The sequence below is a fragment of the Catenulispora rubra genome, from assembly GCF_015356825.1.
In the GTDB taxonomy this organism is placed as follows: Bacteria; Actinomycetota; Actinomycetes; order Streptomycetales; family Catenulisporaceae; genus Catenulispora; species Catenulispora rubra.
Genome location: NZ_JAACYW010000001.1, coordinates 125,299 through 142,461, shown reverse-complemented (window position 1 = coordinate 142,461; position 17,163 = coordinate 125,299). Strand labels below are relative to the sequence as shown.

Genomic DNA, 17,163 nt, shown 5'->3' with positions numbered 1-17,163 from the left:
TCTTCAGGAGTTCCGTTGAAACGTCTGCTCATAGGTGTCCTTGCACTGGGACTGAGCGCGACCGCGTGCAGCGGCCGCTCGGCCGCTCCCAGCACCGGCACCAGCACCACGTCCACCGGCGGCGCCGCATCGTCGGCGTCCGCCGGAGCCTTCGGCACCCTGCAGAACGTCTGCCACTCGGGGACGCCCACGGCGTCGACCGCGCAGGGCGTCACCGCGACCACGATCAACGTCGGCACCCTGAGCGATGTCGGGTTCAGCAAGAACCCCGAGCTCGGCGACGCGGCCAAGGTGTTCACATCCTGGTGCAACGACGCCGGTGGCATCAACGGGCGCAAGATCGTCGACACCGTGCGGGACAGCGCCCTGATGCAGGTACCCCAGCGGATCCTGGAAGCCTGCCCGAAGGACTTCGCGCTCGTCGGCGGCAGCGCCGCCTTCGACGGCACGGGCACCGCCGACCGGCTCAAGTGCCTGCTCCCGGACTACTCCGCGCAGACCGACATGGTGCAGGCCACCGGTTCCGACCTCCAGGTCGTCGCCTACGGGGCGGGCGTCGGCTACTCGCAGTACTCGAACTACTTCTCCTGGCTCACCAAAGAGGCGTACCCGGACTCGGCCGCGAACGTGGGCATCATCGCCGGCGACGTGCCGATCACCAAGGTCGATGTCGCGCAGGACACGGAATCACTGACCGCGCTCGGCTCGCACGTCGGCTACTCCGACCTCTACCCGGCCGCCGGCGTGTCCGACTGGACCCCGTACGCCGAGGCCATCAAGTCCAAGGGCGTCAAGGGGCTGGTCTTCCTCGGCGACTTCCGCAGCCTGGCCGTGCTGGAGAAGGCTCTGGACGACATCGGCTACAAGCTCGACTGGATCGACGCCAACAGCAACGCCTACACGCCCCAGTTCATCCAGCTCGCCGGGACGCAGGTGCTCGGCACCCAGAACAACTACGCCGACCTCGGCGGTGTCTTCCCGCTGGAGGAGGCCGCGTCCAACCCGGCGACCAAGCAGCTCGTGGACCTGTTCGCCAAGTACGCACCCGGAGAGCCCGTCACCTACCCGGTCGTGCGCGCGTTCTCGGCCTGGCTGCTCTTCGCCACCGCTGCCGGAGCGTGCAGTGATCTGACCCGGCCGTGCGTGTTCCAGAACGCGATGAAGCAGACGGCCTGGACCGGCGGCGGACTGCAGGCTCCTGCCGACCTGTCCTCGGTGACCGCGCAGCCCAAGTGCTTCAACGTGGTCCAGGCCAAGCCCGCCGGGTGGGTCGCCGCCGACTTCAAGCCGACCGAGGGCGCTTACCGCTGCGACACGCCGGCCCTCAAGTTCACCGGCGACTATGGCAAGCCGCTGACTCTGGCCGACGTCGGCAAGTCCATGGCGGACTTCAAGTAGTGCACCGACCGGAAAGGCCGTCGGTCATCGCAAGAGAAGGAGAGACAGTGAAAGTTCAGGTCGACTCGGAGCGCTGCCAGGGACACACCCTGTGCGCCATGCGGGCCCCCGGGACGTTCGATCTCAGCGAGGTCGACGGCCACTCCATCGTCATCAGCGAAGAAGTCCCGGCCGATCAGGAGGCCGACGTCCGCGAGGCGGTCCGCTCGTGCCCGGAACAAGCGATCTCGCTGACCTGACGGCCGCGGACCCGCGCCGCCCGCCCCTCGTCCCGACCGGAAGTGAGAGAAGCCATGAGTACGGATGACGTCGCCGACGACCGCAAGAAGGCGCGGGTCCACTTCGACCGCCACACTCCCGAGTACCGGCACCAGTTCGAAGAGATCACCCAGGAGTTGCAGGGCAAGTGCCCGATCGCGTGGTCGGACACCTATGGCGGGCACTGGGTCGCCAGCGGCAACCGTGAGGTGTTCGAGCTGGCCCGCTCCGCCGAATTCCTGTCCAACGACCACGACGTCAAGGGTGTGCGTCGTGGGTACCAGGGCATCACGATTCCCCCGCCCAAGCGCGGAACGCAGGGCGGCTTCCTGGAGATGGACCCGCCCGAGCAGCGCTACTACCGCCAGACCCTCAACCCCTACCTGTCGCCGGCGGCGATCGCCCGCTGGGTCCCGCTGATCGACGAGGTGGCGCGGGCCTGCATCGACGACAAGATCGAGGAAGGCCGCATCGACTTCGTCGACGACCTCGCCAACATCGTGCCGGCGGTTCTCACCCTGGCGATGATGGGGATCCCGCTGAAGAGCTGGACGGTGTACTGCGAGGCGGCGCACATCGGGATCTACACGCCGCCGAACTCGCCGGACGCCCCGCGGGTCGCCGAGCTGCATGCGGCGATGGGCAAGGACCTGATGGCCCAGCTGCTGTCGGTGAAGGCCGAGCCGCGGCCGGGCCTGGTGAACGCGCTCGTCAACGCCGACATCAACGGCAAGACCCCGCCGGACGAGGAGTTGCTCGGCGTCCTGGCGTTGCTCATCGGCGGCGGTTTCGACACCACGACCGCCCTCACCGCGCACGCGCTGGAGTGGCTCTCGGAGAATCCCGAAGACCGCGACCGGCTCAGCCGGGAACGGGACACGCTGCTGGACTCCGCGACCGAGGAGTTCCTGCGCTTCTACACGCCCGCCCCGGGTGACGGACGCACCATCTCCGCGGACTGCGAGATCGCCGGAACCTCGTTCAAGGAGGGCGAGCGTCTCTGGCTCTCCTGGGCGATGGCGAACCGGGATCCGTCGGTGTTCCCCGACCCGAACCGCGTGGACCTGGCCCGTGAAGGAAACCGGCACAGCAGTTTCGGGCTCGGCATCCACCGATGCATCGGCTCGAACGTCGCGCGCACCGTGTTCAAGCGGATGATCATCCAGGTGCTGGACCGGATGCCGGACTTCCGGTGCGACCCCGAGACCACCGTGCACTACGAGAGCATCGGTGTCATCCAGGGCATGCGGCATCTGCCGGCCACGTTCAAGCCGGGTACCAGGACCGGCCCGGGCCTGGAGGAGACCCTCGTGAAGCTGCAAAAGGTCTGCGACGAGCAGCGGCTCGCCGAGCCGGTGACTGTCCGCAATGTGAAGGCGAAGATCGTTGGTTGAGACTGCACCGGGCCGTATCCTGCCGTCGCTCACGGCGGAGACCGAGTTCTTCTGGACGTCCGGGGCGGATGGTCAGCTCCGCTTTGCGGAGTGCGGTGCCTGCCAGACGCTGATCCATCCTCCCCAGCCGGTCTGCAGGTATTGCCGCAAACAGGAGATGGCCGTCAGAGCGGTTTCCGGATTCGCCACGCTCATCGGTTTCACGGTCAGCGACCGATTCAAGGCGCCCGGACTTCCGGAGCCCTACATCGTGGCCCAGGTCGCGATCGAAGAGGACCCGAGAGTCAGGCTCACGACCAACGCTGTCGACTGCGAGCCGGATCAGCTCGCACTGGGCATGCGGATGGAGGTCGTCTTCGAGCACGTGGAAGATGTCTGGCTGCCGCACTTCCGTCCGGCGGCCGAGCAGGGACAGGCCGCCCCCGCGCTGCCGGAGGACGAGGTGCCGCCGCAGGCCATGTGGCGGCACGTCCGGCCGATGCCCCGCCCGGACAAGTTCGAGGACAAGGTGGCGATCACCGGCATCGGGGCCTCGCCGATCGGACGCCGCCTGATGGTCCCGCCGCTCGCGCTCACCGTGCAGGCCTGCGAGGCGGCGGTCGCGGACGCCGGCCTCACCATGGACGACATCGACGGCATGTCCACCTACCCGGGCGCCGGAGCCTACGGCGGCTTCGCCGAAGGCGGCGCGACTGCGCTGGAGTGCGCCCTGGGTATTCGGCCGACCTGGTACAACGGCGGACCCGAGACGTTCGGGCCGGTCGGTTCACTGATCTCGGCCATGCTCGCCGTGGCCGGCGGGCTGGCGCGCCACGTCCTGTGCTTCCGGACGCTCTGGGAGTCGACCAACGGCGAACTCATGCGCCGGGGCGAGATCACCCAGGCCCGGCCCAGCCGTGTCACCGGCTCGCACGCCTGGTTCCACACCTTCGGAGCGACCTCGGCCGCGCACACGCTGGCGCAGAACGCGCAGCGGCATTTTCACCGGTATGGAACCACCCGCGAAACCCTGGGCTGGATCGCCCTGAACCAGCGCGCGAACGCCGCGCTGAACCCGACAGCCATCTATCGCGACCCCATGACCATGGACGACTACCTGACGGCCAGGTCCATCACGACACCGTTCGGCCTCTACGACTGCGATGTTCCCTGCGACGGCGCGATAGCCGTGATCGTCTCGGCCGTGGACACCGCGCGGGACCTGGCCAAGCCGCCGATCCTGGTGGAGGCCGTCGGCACCCAGATCCTGGAACGGATCGAGTGGGACCAGAGCACGCTGACTCACGAGCCGCAGGTGCTGGGCCAGTCGGCGCACCTGTGGTCGCGGACGACTCTGCGGCCGGCGGACGTCGACGTGGCAGAGCTCTACGACGGGTTCACGTTCAACTGCCTGTCCTGGATCGAGGGCCTGGGGTTCTGCGGGATCGGAGAGGCCAAGGACTTCCTCGAAGGGGGGAAGAACATCGCCCGGGACGGTCTGCTGCCCCTGAACACCCACGGCGGCCAACTCTCACACGGCCGCACCCACGGCATGGGACTGATGCACGAGGCGATCGTCCAGCTGCGCGGGGAAGGCGGGGACCGGCAAGTCCGTGACGCCCGGGTCGCCGTCGTCAGCAGCGGCGGCCTCACACCCAGCGGTGCGATCCTCCTGAGGTCCGACACATGACCGCCGTGGAACCCGGTCTGGCCGGGCCCGTCTATGACGAAGCCGCCGTGGACCGGACGCCACCGGCGCTGAGCGCGCCGAGCGTGACCCGCCTTGTGGTCGACGTCGACGGCATCCCGATGTCGGTTCTGTTGAGCGAGGCCGAACAGCCGCGCGGCGTCATCGTGGCGCTGCACGGCGGAGCGGCCATATCGGCGTACTTCGACGACCCGGGCCGGCCGAGGCACTCGTTGCTGCGGCTCGGTACAGCGCTGGGGTTCACCGTGATTGCCGTGGACCGACCGGGCTACGGCGACTCCGCTTCACATGCCGCAGACCTGACCTCCGCAGAGCGCCGAGTCGACCTCGTCTATGCGGTGGTGGACCGGCTGCTCGAGACCCGCCCACAGGGCGCGGGCGTGTTCCTGCTCGGCCATTCGATCGGCTGCGAACTCGTGCTCCGAATGGCCGGCCGGCCACGCGGAACGGACTTGCTGGGGGTGGAGCTGGCCGGCACCGGACGCCATCACCACCCGGGCATCCAGGAGCTACTTCAGGGGCGCAGGGAGGCGGCCGCCGTGCCGAAGAGCCAGGGCCGGGCGTTGTTCGACCTGCTCTGGACGCCGTCCCGCCTCTACCCGTCCGAGGTCATCGGCGGCGCGGGCTTCGCCTCGCCGACACCTGGTTACGAAGGCGAGGTGGCGCAGACATGGAAGGAGGAGTTCGCGGAGCTGGCTGGGGCTGTGCGCGTTCCGGTCCACTACACGCTCAGTGATCACGAGCAGGTCTGGCGCACCGGGCCGGCAGCGCTGGCCGACATCGCCTCCCTGTTCACGGCTGCTCCGCGAGTCTGTACCGACGAGTTCGCCGAGAGCGGCCACAACCTCAGCGTCGGACTGACCGCGATGGCCTATCACCTCAGGGCCCTGTCATTCGTCGAGGAATGCGTCCTCGACCGGCTCACGACTCGGAGGGCGGGATGATGAACGCTGATGCCTCCGTGCTTCTGCTCGTGCGCGTGATCGTCGGCACAACGATGATCTTGCACGGGTACAACCACTGGCGAGGCGGTGGCCGCATTGCGGGCACCGCCGGCTGGTTCGAAGGACTCGGCCTGCGCCACGGCCGGCTCCAGGCGTGGATGAGCGTGGTCACCGAGATCGGCGCCGGAGCGCTGCTGGTGGCGGGGCTGCTCACATCGCTTGCCGCCGCGGCGGTCATGACGGTGATGCTGATAGCGGGGCTCCTCGCGCACCGCCCGAACGGATTCTTCGTCTTCAAGGAGGGATTCGAGTACGTCCTCGTGCTCGGGGCTGTCTCCTTGGCGCTCGCCGTGCTCGGTCCCGGCCGGTTCTCCGTCGACTCCGCCGGTGGCATCGCCGTGACCGGCTGGGGCGGGGGCTCCCTCGCACTCGGAGTGGCGGTCGTCTCCACGGCAGGACTGCTCGCGACGTTCTGGCGTCCGCAGCCGTCGGCTCCGGCTGAGCCGGACGGGCACTGAAGCCGATGGACGACACCTTCCGCACCCCGTCCGGCCTCCCCGTCCAGCCGGTCTACGGACCCGCGGACCGGGGATCCGAACCGCCGGAACCGGGCCGCTACCCGTTCACCCGGGGCAACTATTCGTCCGGATACCGGGGGCGGCTGTGGACGTTCCGGCAGTACTCCGGCTTCGGCACGGTCGAGGAGTCCAACCGCCGGTACCGCTATCTGCTGGAGCAAGGCGGGACAGGGCTCTCGGTGGCGCTCGACCTGCCGACGCAGTGCGGTCACGACTCCGATGATCCGGAGGTGGCCGACGAGGTCGGCCGGGTCGGCGTCGCCGTCGACACCCTCGCCGATGCCGAGATCCTGTTCGGCGGGATCCCTCTGGACCGGATCAGCACCAGCTTCACCATCAACGGGACGGCCGCGATCCTGCTGGCGTTCTACATCGCCGCTGCCGAGCGCGCGGGCGTGCCGCGTGCCGCGCTGACCGGGACGATCCAGAACGACATCCTCAAGGAGTACGCGTCCCGGGGCACCTGGATCTGGCCCGCCGAACCGTCGCTGCGGCTGATCGCGGACACGATCGAGTTCTGTGCCGCCGAGGTACCGAAGTTCAACGCGATCTCGGTGGCCGGTGCACACTTCCGCGACGCCGGGGCCAACGCGGTACAGGAGATGGCGTTCACCCTCGCGGACGGGGTCGCCTACTGCGACACCGTCCTCGCGCGCGGCCGCATGACCATCGAGCAGTTCGCGCCGCAGGTCTCGTTCTTCTTCTACACGCACGGCGACTTCTTCGAGGAAGTCGCCAAGTACCGCGCGGGGCGTCGGCGCTGGGCGACGATCGTCCGTGAGCGATACGGCGCGACCGAGGACAAGGCGTCGATGTTCCGGTTCGGATGTGTGGCGGGCGGGGCGTCGCTGTACGCGCCTCAAGCTCAGAACAACATCGTGCGGATCGCTTACGAGGCGATGGCCTCCGTGCTCGGCGGGGTCCAGTCGATGTTCACCGCAGCGTGGGACGAGCCGTTCGCGCTGCCGAGTGAGGAGTCGACGACCCTCGCCTTGCGTACTCAGCAGATCCTGGCTTACGAGACAGGTGTCACGCAGGTCGCGGACCCGCTCGGCGGCTCCTACTTCGTCGAGGCGCTCACGGACGCCACCGAGGCCCGCATCATCGAGGTCATGCGGGATCTCGACGAGCACGGCGGTGTGGTGCGTGCGATCGAGGACGGCTACCTGCAGGGCCTCATCGCCGACGAGGCTTACAAGATCCACCAGGACATCGAGTCCGGTGCTCGGCCGGTCGTCGGCGTCAACCGCTTCGTCTCGGATGAAGCGCCGGCTGATTTCGAGACCTATGAGCTGGACGCCGAGGGTCGTGACCGTCAGCTGAAGCGACTTGCCGCCGTCAAGGCGGATCGCGACGCTGCCGCCGTCCGCGAACGACTTGCAAACCTGGCCAGGTGCGCCGAAGGCAGCGACAACCTCATGCCCGCCCTGATCGACTGCGCCAACGCCTATTGCACGGTCGGGGAGATGGTCGCCGCTCTGAAGGCGGTCTGGGGCGAGTTCCAGCAGCCGGTGGTGTTCTGATGAGTAGCAGACTGACGATGGCCGGGTCCCGCCGGATCAGGGTCCTCATCGCCAAGCCGGGTCTGGACGGCCACGACCGCGGTGCCAAAGTCGTGGCCCGCACGCTCCGCGACGCCGGCTACGAGGTCGTCTTCACCGGGATCCGGCAACGGGTGGCGCAGATCGCGGCCATCGCGGTCGCCGAGGCCGTCGCAGTCGTCGGCCTCAGCATCCTGTCCGGCGCACACCTCGCCCTGACCTCCCGGACCATCGACGCCTTGAAGGCCGCCGGCGCGGACGACGTCGCCGTCGTCGTCGGCGGCACCATACCTCCGGCCGACACGCAGCGGTTGCTCGACATCGGCGCCGCGGCAGTCTTTCCGACGGGCACCTCGCTCGACGCCATCGTGGCGGGGATGCGGGCTTTGACGGCCCCCTCCAATGCCGAACCGACCGCCTGAGAACTGGAGTCATCGTGCGCATCGGTGTCATGATCGGGCCCGAGCGAGGCAGCGCTGAACGAAAACTCGCCCGCATGCTCGACGACGTGGAGTGGGCTGAGAACGCCGGGCTGGACACCGCGTGGATCCCGCAGATCCCGACCGACTTCGACGCTCTGACGACGGTGGCGCTGATGGGGATGCGGACGACGCGGATCGAGCTGGGTACCGCGGTTGTACCACTCCAGGCGCAGCACCCGATCGCCTTGGCAAGACAGGCGCTGTCCGCGCACGCCGCCGCAGGAGGCCGCCTGGCCCTGGGGGTCGGGCCGTCGCATCACTGGATCGTCCATGACATGCTCGGTCTGCCCTACGAGCGGCCGGCCGGCTTCACCCGCGACTACCTCGAAGTGCTCGACGCCGCGCTGCGCGGGCCGGGCCAGGTCGACGTCGAGAACCGGTCCTTCACCGTTCACAACCCGCTGAGCTTGGGCTCCGACGCTCCGCTGCCCGTGCTGGTGGCCGCACTCGGCCCGGTGATGCTGGCGCTCGCCGGTGAGCGGGCCGACGGGACGGTGCTCTGGCTGGCGGACGAACGCGCGATCGCAGAGCACGTCGTACCGCGCATCACGAAGGCCGCGGACGACGCAGGGCGTCCCGCCCCGCGTGTCGTCGCCGGCGTCCCGGTCTGCCTGTGCCTGCCGTCCCAGGTCGACGAGGCGCGGGAGCGGGCCAACAGGATCCTCGGGGAAGCGGAGATCTCGCCCAACTATCAGCGGCTGCTGGAGTACGGCGACGTGCACGACGTCGGTGGCTTGTGTGCGGCCGGCGACGAGGAGGCCATCACAGACCGGCTGCGGCGGTTTGCCGACGCCGGGACGACCGACATGTCCATCCGGCTTCTCCCGATCGGCGAGAACCGGGACGAGCTCGTCGCCTCCAAGCTGCGCACCCGGGACTTCGCCGCCGCACTGGCCGCGGACTTCCGATGACGCGGGGGACAGCCGGGCCGCTGGCCGGGATCCGGATCCTCGAGGTCGGCCACATGCTCGCGGGTCCCTACGCGACGATGATGCTGGCCGACCTCGGTGCCGAGGTGACCAAGATCGAGCCGGCCGCCGGCGACATCTCCCGCACGGTCGGCGACTCCTACTTCGCCAGCCTCAACCGGGGCAAGCGCAGCGTGCGCCTGGAGCTGGCGACCGAGGCGGGGCAGGCCCGCTTGGGCGAGTTGGCCGCCGGGTCGCACGCGCTTCTGGCCAACCTCAAACCGTCCGCGATCCGCCGACTCGGGCTCACGTACGAGGCACTGAGCAAGTGGAACGACCGGATCGTCTGCGTCGCGCTCACTGGCTTCGGCCTGGACGGCGGTGACGATCCGGCGTTCGACTACATCGTCCAGGCGGCCGTCGGTGTCGCGGCGCTCACCGGCGACCCCGACGGGCCGCCCGCCCTGCCCGGGTACTCGGCGGCCGACAACTCCACCGGATTGACCGCCGCCCTGGGCCTGCTGGCCCAGATCGTCTCAGGCCGCGGCGGGCAGGTCGAGGTCTGCATGCGGGACGTGATGCTGTCCCAGCTCAACTACCGGGTGTCGGCCTACCTGAATGACGGGGTGGTGCCCCGGCGGTTTCCGCTCGGCGCGCACTCCCATTACGTTCCGGCGCAGCTCTTCCCGACGGCCGACGGCTACCTCGCCCTGTTCGTGACACATGACGGGTTCTGGCGTTCGTTCGCGGGCGAGGCGGGGATCACCGGATTCGCGACCATGACCGACCGCATTCGGAATCGCGCGCACATTCTGTCGGTCGTGACCCGGGCGTTGGCCGCAGACACCGCCGCTGGCTGGGAGACACGGCTACGGCCGCTCGGCGTTCCGGCCGCCGCTGTCAGGACGCTGCCGGAGGCGCTGGCCGCGTATCCGGAGACCGTTGTCGACGCCGGCGGCTTCCGTCTGGTCGGCAGCCCCATCCGGGTCGCGGAATACGAACCCGAGTACCGGTCGCCCCCGCAGCTGGGCGAGCACGACAGCTGACGGCCCGCCGGCGTCCGGGGCTGCCACAGACCGTGCGCATCTGGCCCGTCACGTGACACTGGTCGGCACACTCTCTTGAGCAGGACCAGGGCCGGCGTACAGGACTGTTCGCCGATCCGCCATGTTGCCATCGGACGATATGAAGTCGCTCAAGGAAGGTGGCCGTGGCGCAGCGGCAGCCTTCCACAGCTGTCCGAACCGGTAGAGCTCCAGGTCCACTTCGTGGTCTGCCGTGGCACAGCAGGAAGCCAGCACCTGGACGACGGCCGCGACCGTGACCATCTCTGCGAGCTCCGTCCCCCGCAGCAGGGCGTCGACCTGCGTGGGAGAGACCTCGCGCGCTGGTTCCAACCGCTTGGTCAGGCCGGAGATCGACCAGGTCCCGGGCCGGCCGGCCCGGGAGTGGAGCTCATGCAGCGCGACCACCAGCTCGCGATGCGCACCCGCGGGCAGGGTGTCCGTGGTCGGCATATCGATCGGGACGCCTTGACGGCCCTGCTGCTGATCTGCTCGGTAGATCTGCTCGTACTCTGCCTGCCGCAACGACGGTGGCGGCGGCGGAGCGCTGTGGCCAGTGACCGGGCGCAGGCGGTCCGCCGACGCGACGGAGCCGAGGTCCGGCTGCGGCGGCGGGCGCAGTGAGGTCTCCCCGATGGCCGACCACCACGGAGGGCTGTGCATCTGATGCTCTTCTGGCGGCGCATGGACACTCGAGGTCCTTGTCTCAGGAGGGCTCGAAGGGTGAGAGAAGGAAGTGAAGGCGGGGCCCTGCGCCTGGCCGGATACGTAGCTGGCGTTGGGGTTGGGGGCTTCCAGAGCTGGCGTTGCGGTGCGATAAGTGGCGGTGGCGCAGTTCCCGCCGGCGTCCAACACGCGTCTCCAGGCGTTCAAGATCGCCTCCATCCGCGTGGAGACCACCGGCGTCCAGCCGGTCATGACCGTGACCTCTTCGGAAGGGTCGCAGCCGGCGATGTCGCACAGCGCCAGAACCACAGCCTCCACCGTGGTCAGGCTCGAATTGACGATCGTCCCGTTCAGCATCCGCCGGACGGTCTCGTAGCTGGCCGTTCCCCGAGGCGCCATTTCCTTGATCTTGTCCGCGATCTTCCGCGCCGAGGGGCGGAGGGCGAGATCGTAGAGGGCAAAGAGCACTTCCACGAAGTCTCGCCCTGGCCCGGGGGCCATTTCGGGCTTCACCAGCCGTGGCGGCAACGTCGGCGCCATTCGTTAGTTGGCCATTTTTGACACATGAAGGCTATCGACGGCATCTGATCGCCGAGTCGTGACACGCCGAGACCGATAAGAACTCGCGACGTGCGGCAGTTGACCTCCGCCGGCTCACGGGCACAGGCGGGTGCGGGCCGGCCCCAGACTCGATGCAAGACAGGACGCGCACCGCGCTGCTGCCGATACAGAGCTTTGACCCATCCGCCGGGGGCGCGCAAGGGCCGCGTCTCACACGGCCACCCAGCCCGAGATCTCGACCCTCCAGGGGTACACATGCCAGCTCATGAGCGTGTCTGTGCTGCGGCCAAGCCAGTCGCCCTCACTGCCGTGACGTCTGCCGCATGCGGCACCACTTCGGCGGTGGCCGGCGCACCGGCCACGATCACCGCAGTCGTTGTCCTCGTGCCGATGGTGACCGGCGCGGTCTCCGCCGTGGCGAGGGAGCTGCGGGCCAACCGGCGCCAGCGGCACAGCCAAGCCCGGCAGAACGCCGCCGACCGGCAGCGCCGTCATCTGGAATCGCAGACCCTGAAGGTGGTTCGGCAGATCACCGACCCGGAGAGGCAGGCCGAGATCGTGCGGCACCTGCTCGATGCCTACCGGGGCACGACCGATGCCGAGAGTCTCGACACCGAGGATGGTCTCGATACCGGATTCAACGAGCCAGATCGGCTTCTGTGAACGTCGGCGGTTCGCGGGCGATGTCACGTCGGGGGTGGCGTTGGCGGCTTGAATATCCCCGCTTGTCATCGGGAAGCATTACACTTGCGCTTGGAACAAAATTTGCGGTTCGTCGAGTGGGTCGAGACCGCAACGGCGAGCAACGGCGCCTCCCTCGGAGAGACCAAGTCATCCGACAACTTCATATCCTGAGACCTCGCCGTTGCAGAGGCTTCGGTTCAGACCAGTCAATCGATGACGACCGGTCGAGCTGAGGCTTCCGTATGCCCCGGCTCGACCCCGCTGGCGAGGACGAGCTGATGTGGACGACTCTTGGGGTGCACGCCGCGATTTTGGCGGTGATCGCGGTGATCGGTGGCCTCGTGATCCGCTACTTCCCTGCCATCGTCGCGGTCACCACGAAGGATCCTCAGCGTCGGCGCGCGGCTCTCGAAGTCCTCCGCCTCCGCCGGAGAGACGCCGCGAAGATCCCTACCTACCTGGTCCCGGACGACGCGCCGGTCGTGAAGCCTTCTAGGCGCAAGGCCCTGCCTCGGTCCAAGGCTCCAGACACGTGACGCATGACGTCCCGAGCTCGCAGAACAAGCCGCCTGCCGCCCGCGTGCCTGGACACCGGCCCCGGTGCCGGCGGCCGCCCTTCCGCTGGAAGATGACAGATCACTGGGCCTTGATGTGCTTCTTCATGTCCTCTAGTTGTGTGAGGATCGGGTACCCCGACACGCTCAGAGCGTTTCCGTGCCCAGTCTGGTGGATGTCGAACACGGACTGCACGGCGGCGTAGAAACCCTGCACATCAAGGGTCTGGTTGACGGCCCGTTTGGCCTGCCGCAGTGCGAACGGATGCATCTGGGCGACATCGCGTGCCAGATCCATCGTGACGGTGTCGAGGTCCGCCAGCGGCACGACTCGGTTGACCATGCCGACCTTCTCTGCCTCCGTCGCCGTGATCGCCCGGCCGGTGAACAGGATCTCCTTGGCCTTGCGCGCACCGAGTTCCCAGGTGTGTCCGTGGTACTCCACTCCACCGATGCCCATGCGCACCACAGGATCGGAGAACTCCGCGTTCTCCGCAGCCACGATCAGATCACAGGGCCAGCAGAGCATCAGCCCGCCGGCGATGCACTTGCCCTGGACGGCCGCGATCGACGGCTTCGGGATGTTCCGCCAGCGCAGGGAGTACTCCAGATAGCGGCGGGACTCGGCGTTGTAGATCCACTCCAGCGTTACTTCCTCCGGCGCCGGCCAACGGTCCTTCAGATCGTGGCCCGAGGAGAAGTGCTTCCCGTTGCCCCGCAGTACGATCACCCGGACGTCCTCGTCGGCCGCCGCCCGGCACCAGGCCGCGTCCAGCGCGTCCAGCAGTTCGCCGGTCTGGGCATTGGCGACTTCCGGGCGGTTCAGACTGATGACGGCGACCTTGTCGGTGACCTCGTACAGAATCTGATCCATGCGTGGTTCTCCTACCTGGGAAGGCCGAGGATCCGCTCGGCGATGATGTTGCGCTGGATCTCCGAAGTGCCGCCGGCGATCGTTCCGCCGAAGCTGCGCGCATAGCGCTCGAACCAGCTGGCGGAGAACGCCTCCAGGGTCATGTGGTTGAACGGGGCCGTCGAAGTCGGGTGGACCAGGCTGTCGGGAGCGTGTTCTTCGAGGGCGGCCAGGCTCGCCGCCTGGATGGCCTCGGAACCGAGCAGTTTGAGGACCGACAGCTCGGCCTCGTTCCGGTGCTCACCGAGCTGGCGGTAGCCGAGCAGCCGAAGCGCTTGGGCGTCCATCAGCAGCTTCGCGTACCAGTCCTCGGTGCTAGGCGCGTCCCGGATGAGGTCGTCCAGCCGTTCGGCGAAGCTCAGCCACAACATCGACCGTTCGTGGCCGAGGGAACCGTGAGCCACCGACCACCCGCCGTGCAGCGGGCCGACCAGGTTCTCGACGGGCACGGCGACGTCGGAGAAGAAGACCTCGTTGAAGTCCAGGTCGTCGGGGGCGGCGATGGACCCGAACGGCTTCCTCAACAGCCCTTCGGTGTCGGTCGGGATGAGCAGGACACTGATGCCCTTGTGCTTCGGCGCGTCCGGGTCGGTGCGGACGAAGGTCAGAAGGACGTCCGCATCGTGAGCCCCCGACGTCCAGACCTTCTGCCCGTTCACGATGAAGCGGTCGCCGTCCAGCACCGCGCGCGTCCGCAGCCCGGCCAGATCGCTGCCGGCGCCGGGCTCGCTCATGCCGAGCGCGGCTGTGATCTCCGCGCGCAGGATCGGCAGGGCCCACTTCTTCTTCTGCTCGTCGGTCCCGAACGTCAGCAGGGAAGCGGCGATGATCCCGAGTCCTTGCGGGTTGAAGCTGTGATAGATCCGCCGCCGGGACAGCTCTTCGAGGTGGGCCAGCTGCTGTGGGACGGTGGCATTGCGCCCGCCGAACTCCGGCGGTTGGCCCGGCAGCAGCCAGCCGGCGTCGAACAGCGTCCGCTGCCACCGCCGAGCCCACTCCGGGACGTCGGCGCTCGACATCGAACGCGGTACGGCCTGCTCCTGGCTCGGCAGGTTCGCGTCGAGGAAGGCGGAGAACTCCGCCCGGAAGGCCTCGACCTCGGGATCGGACGCCAGTTTCATGCCACCAAGGCCTTTCTGTGGACGGCGGCCGTGCCTAACAGCAGGTCCCCGGCCTTGGCTCGCTTCAGATGCACCTGCAGCTCGTTCTCCCAGGTGAACCCCATGGCACCGAAGAGCTGGAAGCCGTTCTGGAAGACGACGCGCTGGCACTCGCCGGCAGCGGCCTTCGCCATGGCCGCCGCCTTGCCACGGCGTGGGTCGTCCTCGGCGATGGTCAAGGCCGAGTAGTAGGCCAGCACCCTGGCCCGCTCGATGGCGACGTACATGTCGGCCGCCTTGTGTTTGACGGCCTGGAACGAGCCGATCGGCTTGTCGAACTGCACCCGCTGTTTTGCGTGCGCGACGACCAGGTTGAGGATGCGGCGGCAACTGCCGACCGTCGAGATCGCCAGGCCCATGAGGGCCAGGTCTGGGATCCCGGCGACGAGGTCCGGCGCGGCCGTGAACGACACCTGTGCCACGTGCAGGGTCGGATCGAAGGTGACGATCCGCTCGGCCTCGACCTCGGAACCCTTCAGGACGGTGACCCCGTCACGGCTCAGGACCGCGACCTCGTCAGCCCGGTCGGCATCCAGGACGAACCGGCCCGCGCCGTCGAACACGCCGGTCCCCGAGCCCTCGGGCAGGCGGCCGGCGAGCGGAGCGAACCAGGTGGCCGAAGCCAGGAACGGGGTCGGATCCGCCGCGTATCCCAGCTCCTCCAGCACGATCGCCAGCTCGACCGGCGGAGCCTCGAGCCATCCCAGCTGCTGGTAGGTCGCCCAGAGTTTCTCCTCCGGAAGCGAACGGGACTTGGCCACGGTCTCGCGTACCGACTGCCGCAGCAGTAGCTGGTCCTCGTCGAACTCGAACTCCACAGGCTTCCTCCGCAGGATCGCACCCGGCCGATGGGGCTGAGAATAACATTTACGTTTCGCGAAAGTAAGACTCTCGAAAGATGTGATGCGCGGTTCGGTAGGGCGTCCCGTTTCCTTATCGCTGAGGTGGAGTATCGTTCTGCCTGTGACCGAAGCAGCGACTGAACCCGCCTGGCGCCAGCGCGCCGTCGAGAAATCCACTCGTGCGGCCAAGCTCCGCGCCGAGCAGCGCGTCCAGCGTTTTCTGGACTCGGCGCAGGAGCTCATCGGCGAGAAGGGGACGACGGACTTCACGGTCCAAGAGGTCGTCGACCGCTCGAAGCAGTCCCTCCGGAGCTTCTACCAGCACTTCGACGGCAAGCACGAACTGCTGCTCGCGTTGTTCGAGGACGCGCTCGCCAGGTCGGCGGTCCAGATGCGGGAAGCGGCCTCCGCCGAGACCGATCCGCTGCGCCGGCTGCGAGCCGCGGTCGAACTGCTCTATATGCAGTCGCACCCGGACCCGGGCGTCCAGCGTCCGTTGTTCAGCGACTTCGCGCTACAGCTGCTGGTCAAGCACCCCGCGCAGGTGGCGACCGCGCACGTGCCGGTGCTGACGGTCCTGACGGACCTCATCGAAGAGGCCGCCGACTCCGGCGCGATCCCCTCCGGCAAGCCCCGCCGCCGGGCAGCGCTGGTCATGCAGACGGTGATGTTCGCGGCTCAGGCACACGGTGTTCCTGCTGACGGCCATGGTCATCCGGTCGATTCCGGCGAGATCTGGCGGTTCTGCCTCGGCGGCATCTCTGCGGATCAGGCTTCTGACTGACCGTCCGTTTCACCCCACGTTCGGGGGCCGCTGCCGCAATACAGATCACTGCGGCAGCACATGAGACAGCGCCAGCAGCGCTTCGCGGTACACCACACTCGGGTCGGCGGCGACGGCCGGATTGTCCAGACCGTGCCAAGCGTGTTGCTCGGCCGCCACGCGCAGCGCCGAGTTGATCGCCGCGGCTTGGACGCGGATCTCAAGACTGTCCGGGCTCCCGCCAGCACGGTCGGCCAGAACAGCGCCGAACACGGCTTCGGCTTCGTGGTGCGCCTGCAGCCAGACGGATCGCAACGCCGGTTCGTCCCGCATGAGCCGGAGCACTGCGGTGAACGCCTCGGCATCGATGCCGGCGGCGAGCACCTCGCCTGTCATTTGCCGTCCGCGGGCGGCTAGATGATCCATCAGGGCGACATCGTGGGGCCAGTCGCGCAGCCATGCCGCGGTCGCTTCGATCCCGGTCGCCAGCACCGGCTGGACGAAACTCTCCTTGGTCGGGAAGTAGCGCCACAGCGTTCGCACGGACACCCCGACGGCGCGTGCCACGTCCTCGCCAGAGGTCGCCGCGACGCCGTTCGCCGCGAACAGGCGAACCGCCTCCCGGGCGACTTCCAATCGCGTCTGCTCTTTGCGCCGCTCGGTGATGGGGGAACGCGCGCCGGTCTGCACATCCGGTTCTCGGGGCACGCTCGCTCCTCACTCTCTTCGGTGGTCCTGGCTCCCAGCCTATCTCACCAACTGTCCT

General features: G+C 68.2%; 18 protein-coding genes. 13 read left to right on the top strand and 5 right to left on the bottom strand.

Annotated features, from left to right (window positions below):
• Window positions 1-15 precede the first annotated feature (15 nt).
• Genes GWK61_RS00645 through GWK61_RS00600 form a run of 10 tightly spaced genes read left to right on the top strand, consistent with a single transcriptional unit; the run spans window position 16 to window position 10,236 of the window.
• Complete coding sequence (locus tag GWK61_RS00645) at window positions 16-1,398, top strand: ABC transporter substrate-binding protein (RefSeq protein WP_194903758.1); 1,383 nt, start codon at window positions 16-18, stop codon at window positions 1,396-1,398.
• A 47-nt stretch (window positions 1,399-1,445) separates the two neighbouring features.
• A complete protein-coding gene (locus GWK61_RS59195; RefSeq protein WP_194903757.1) occupies window positions 1,446-1,637 on the top strand; it encodes a ferredoxin in 192 nt (63 codons plus the stop codon).
• Window positions 1,638-1,691: 54 nt separating this feature from the next.
• A complete protein-coding gene (locus GWK61_RS00635) occupies window positions 1,692-3,050 on the top strand; it encodes a cytochrome P450 (protein WP_194903754.1) in 1,359 nt (452 codons plus the stop codon).
• Window positions 3,043-4,719 carry a thiolase C-terminal domain-containing protein gene (locus GWK61_RS00630; RefSeq protein ID WP_194903751.1) on the top strand — a complete coding sequence of 559 codons (1,677 nt, stop codon included), beginning with the start codon at window positions 3,043-3,045 and terminating at the stop codon, window positions 4,717-4,719. The genes GWK61_RS00635 and GWK61_RS00630 overlap by 8 nt, the downstream gene beginning before the upstream one ends.
• The gene (locus GWK61_RS00625) at window positions 4,716-5,681 is read left to right on the top strand and encodes an alpha/beta hydrolase (RefSeq protein ID WP_194903749.1); all 966 of its coding nucleotides are present in this window, start codon (window positions 4,716-4,718) and stop codon (window positions 5,679-5,681) included. Before GWK61_RS00630 ends, GWK61_RS00625 begins: the two co-directional genes overlap by 4 nt.
• On the top strand, window positions 5,678-6,199 hold the full coding sequence (locus GWK61_RS00620) for a DoxX family protein (RefSeq protein ID WP_194903747.1): 522 nt from the start codon (window positions 5,678-5,680) through the stop codon (window positions 6,197-6,199). The genes GWK61_RS00625 and GWK61_RS00620 overlap by 4 nt, the downstream gene beginning before the upstream one ends.
• 5 nt (window positions 6,200-6,204) lie before the next feature.
• Complete coding sequence (locus tag GWK61_RS00615; RefSeq protein WP_194903745.1) at window positions 6,205-7,782, top strand: methylmalonyl-CoA mutase family protein; 1,578 nt, start codon at window positions 6,205-6,207, stop codon at window positions 7,780-7,782.
• Window positions 7,782-8,222, top strand: coding sequence for a cobalamin-dependent protein (locus GWK61_RS00610; protein ID WP_228561516.1), 441 nt, complete (start codon window positions 7,782-7,784; stop codon window positions 8,220-8,222). The genes GWK61_RS00615 and GWK61_RS00610 overlap by 1 nt, the downstream gene beginning before the upstream one ends.
• Before the next feature lie 14 nt (window positions 8,223-8,236).
• Entirely contained in the window at window positions 8,237-9,193 is a 957-nt protein-coding gene (locus GWK61_RS00605; protein ID WP_194903743.1) for an LLM class F420-dependent oxidoreductase, read from the top strand.
• Window positions 9,190-10,236: a CaiB/BaiF CoA transferase family protein gene (locus tag GWK61_RS00600; RefSeq protein WP_194903741.1), complete on the top strand. Its 1,047-nt coding sequence runs from the start codon at window positions 9,190-9,192 to the stop codon at window positions 10,234-10,236. The genes GWK61_RS00605 and GWK61_RS00600 overlap by 4 nt, the downstream gene beginning before the upstream one ends.
• Before the next feature lie 48 nt (window positions 10,237-10,284).
• Here the strand turns inward: GWK61_RS00600 and GWK61_RS00595 are convergent, their stop codons facing one another.
• Entirely contained in the window at window positions 10,285-11,460 is a 1,176-nt protein-coding gene (locus tag GWK61_RS00595) for a hypothetical protein (RefSeq protein WP_194903739.1), read from the bottom strand.
• A gap of 363 nt (window positions 11,461-11,823) precedes the next feature.
• Here GWK61_RS00595 and GWK61_RS00590 point away from each other — a divergent pair, with 363 nt between their 5' ends.
• Together GWK61_RS00590 and GWK61_RS00585 are read left to right on the top strand one after the other, a co-directional pair.
• Window positions 11,824-12,144: a hypothetical protein gene (locus GWK61_RS00590; protein WP_194903738.1), complete on the top strand. Its 321-nt coding sequence runs from the start codon at window positions 11,824-11,826 to the stop codon at window positions 12,142-12,144.
• 263 nt (window positions 12,145-12,407) lie between these two features.
• Complete coding sequence (locus GWK61_RS00585) at window positions 12,408-12,701, top strand: hypothetical protein (protein WP_194903737.1); 294 nt, start codon at window positions 12,408-12,410, stop codon at window positions 12,699-12,701.
• Window positions 12,702-12,801: 100 nt separating this feature from the next.
• Here GWK61_RS00585 and GWK61_RS00580 read toward each other — a convergent pair whose 3' ends face one another.
• The 3 genes from GWK61_RS00580 to GWK61_RS59190 are packed head-to-tail and all read right to left on the bottom strand — an operon-like array spanning window position 12,802 to window position 15,610.
• Complete coding sequence (locus GWK61_RS00580; RefSeq protein WP_194903736.1) at window positions 12,802-13,593, bottom strand: enoyl-CoA hydratase; 792 nt, start codon at window positions 13,591-13,593, stop codon at window positions 12,802-12,804.
• 11 nt (window positions 13,594-13,604) lie between these two features.
• Entirely contained in the window at window positions 13,605-14,753 is a 1,149-nt protein-coding gene (locus GWK61_RS00575) for an acyl-CoA dehydrogenase family protein (RefSeq protein WP_194903735.1), read from the bottom strand.
• Window positions 14,750-15,610 (bottom strand): acyl-CoA dehydrogenase family protein, encoded by an 861-nt coding sequence (locus tag GWK61_RS59190; RefSeq protein WP_194903734.1) that lies wholly within the window; start codon window positions 15,608-15,610, stop codon window positions 14,750-14,752. The genes GWK61_RS00575 and GWK61_RS59190 overlap by 4 nt, the downstream gene beginning before the upstream one ends.
• Before the next feature lie 145 nt (window positions 15,611-15,755).
• On the opposite strand from GWK61_RS59190, the gene GWK61_RS00565 reads away from it, so the two are divergent.
• Window positions 15,756-16,418 (top strand): TetR/AcrR family transcriptional regulator, encoded by a 663-nt coding sequence (locus GWK61_RS00565; RefSeq protein WP_323747354.1) that lies wholly within the window; start codon window positions 15,756-15,758, stop codon window positions 16,416-16,418.
• 45 nt (window positions 16,419-16,463) lie between these two features.
• Here GWK61_RS00565 and GWK61_RS00560 read toward each other — a convergent pair whose 3' ends face one another.
• Window positions 16,464-17,087, bottom strand: coding sequence for a TetR/AcrR family transcriptional regulator (locus GWK61_RS00560; protein WP_194903731.1), 624 nt, complete (start codon window positions 17,085-17,087; stop codon window positions 16,464-16,466).
• Window positions 17,088-17,163 lie beyond the last annotated feature (76 nt).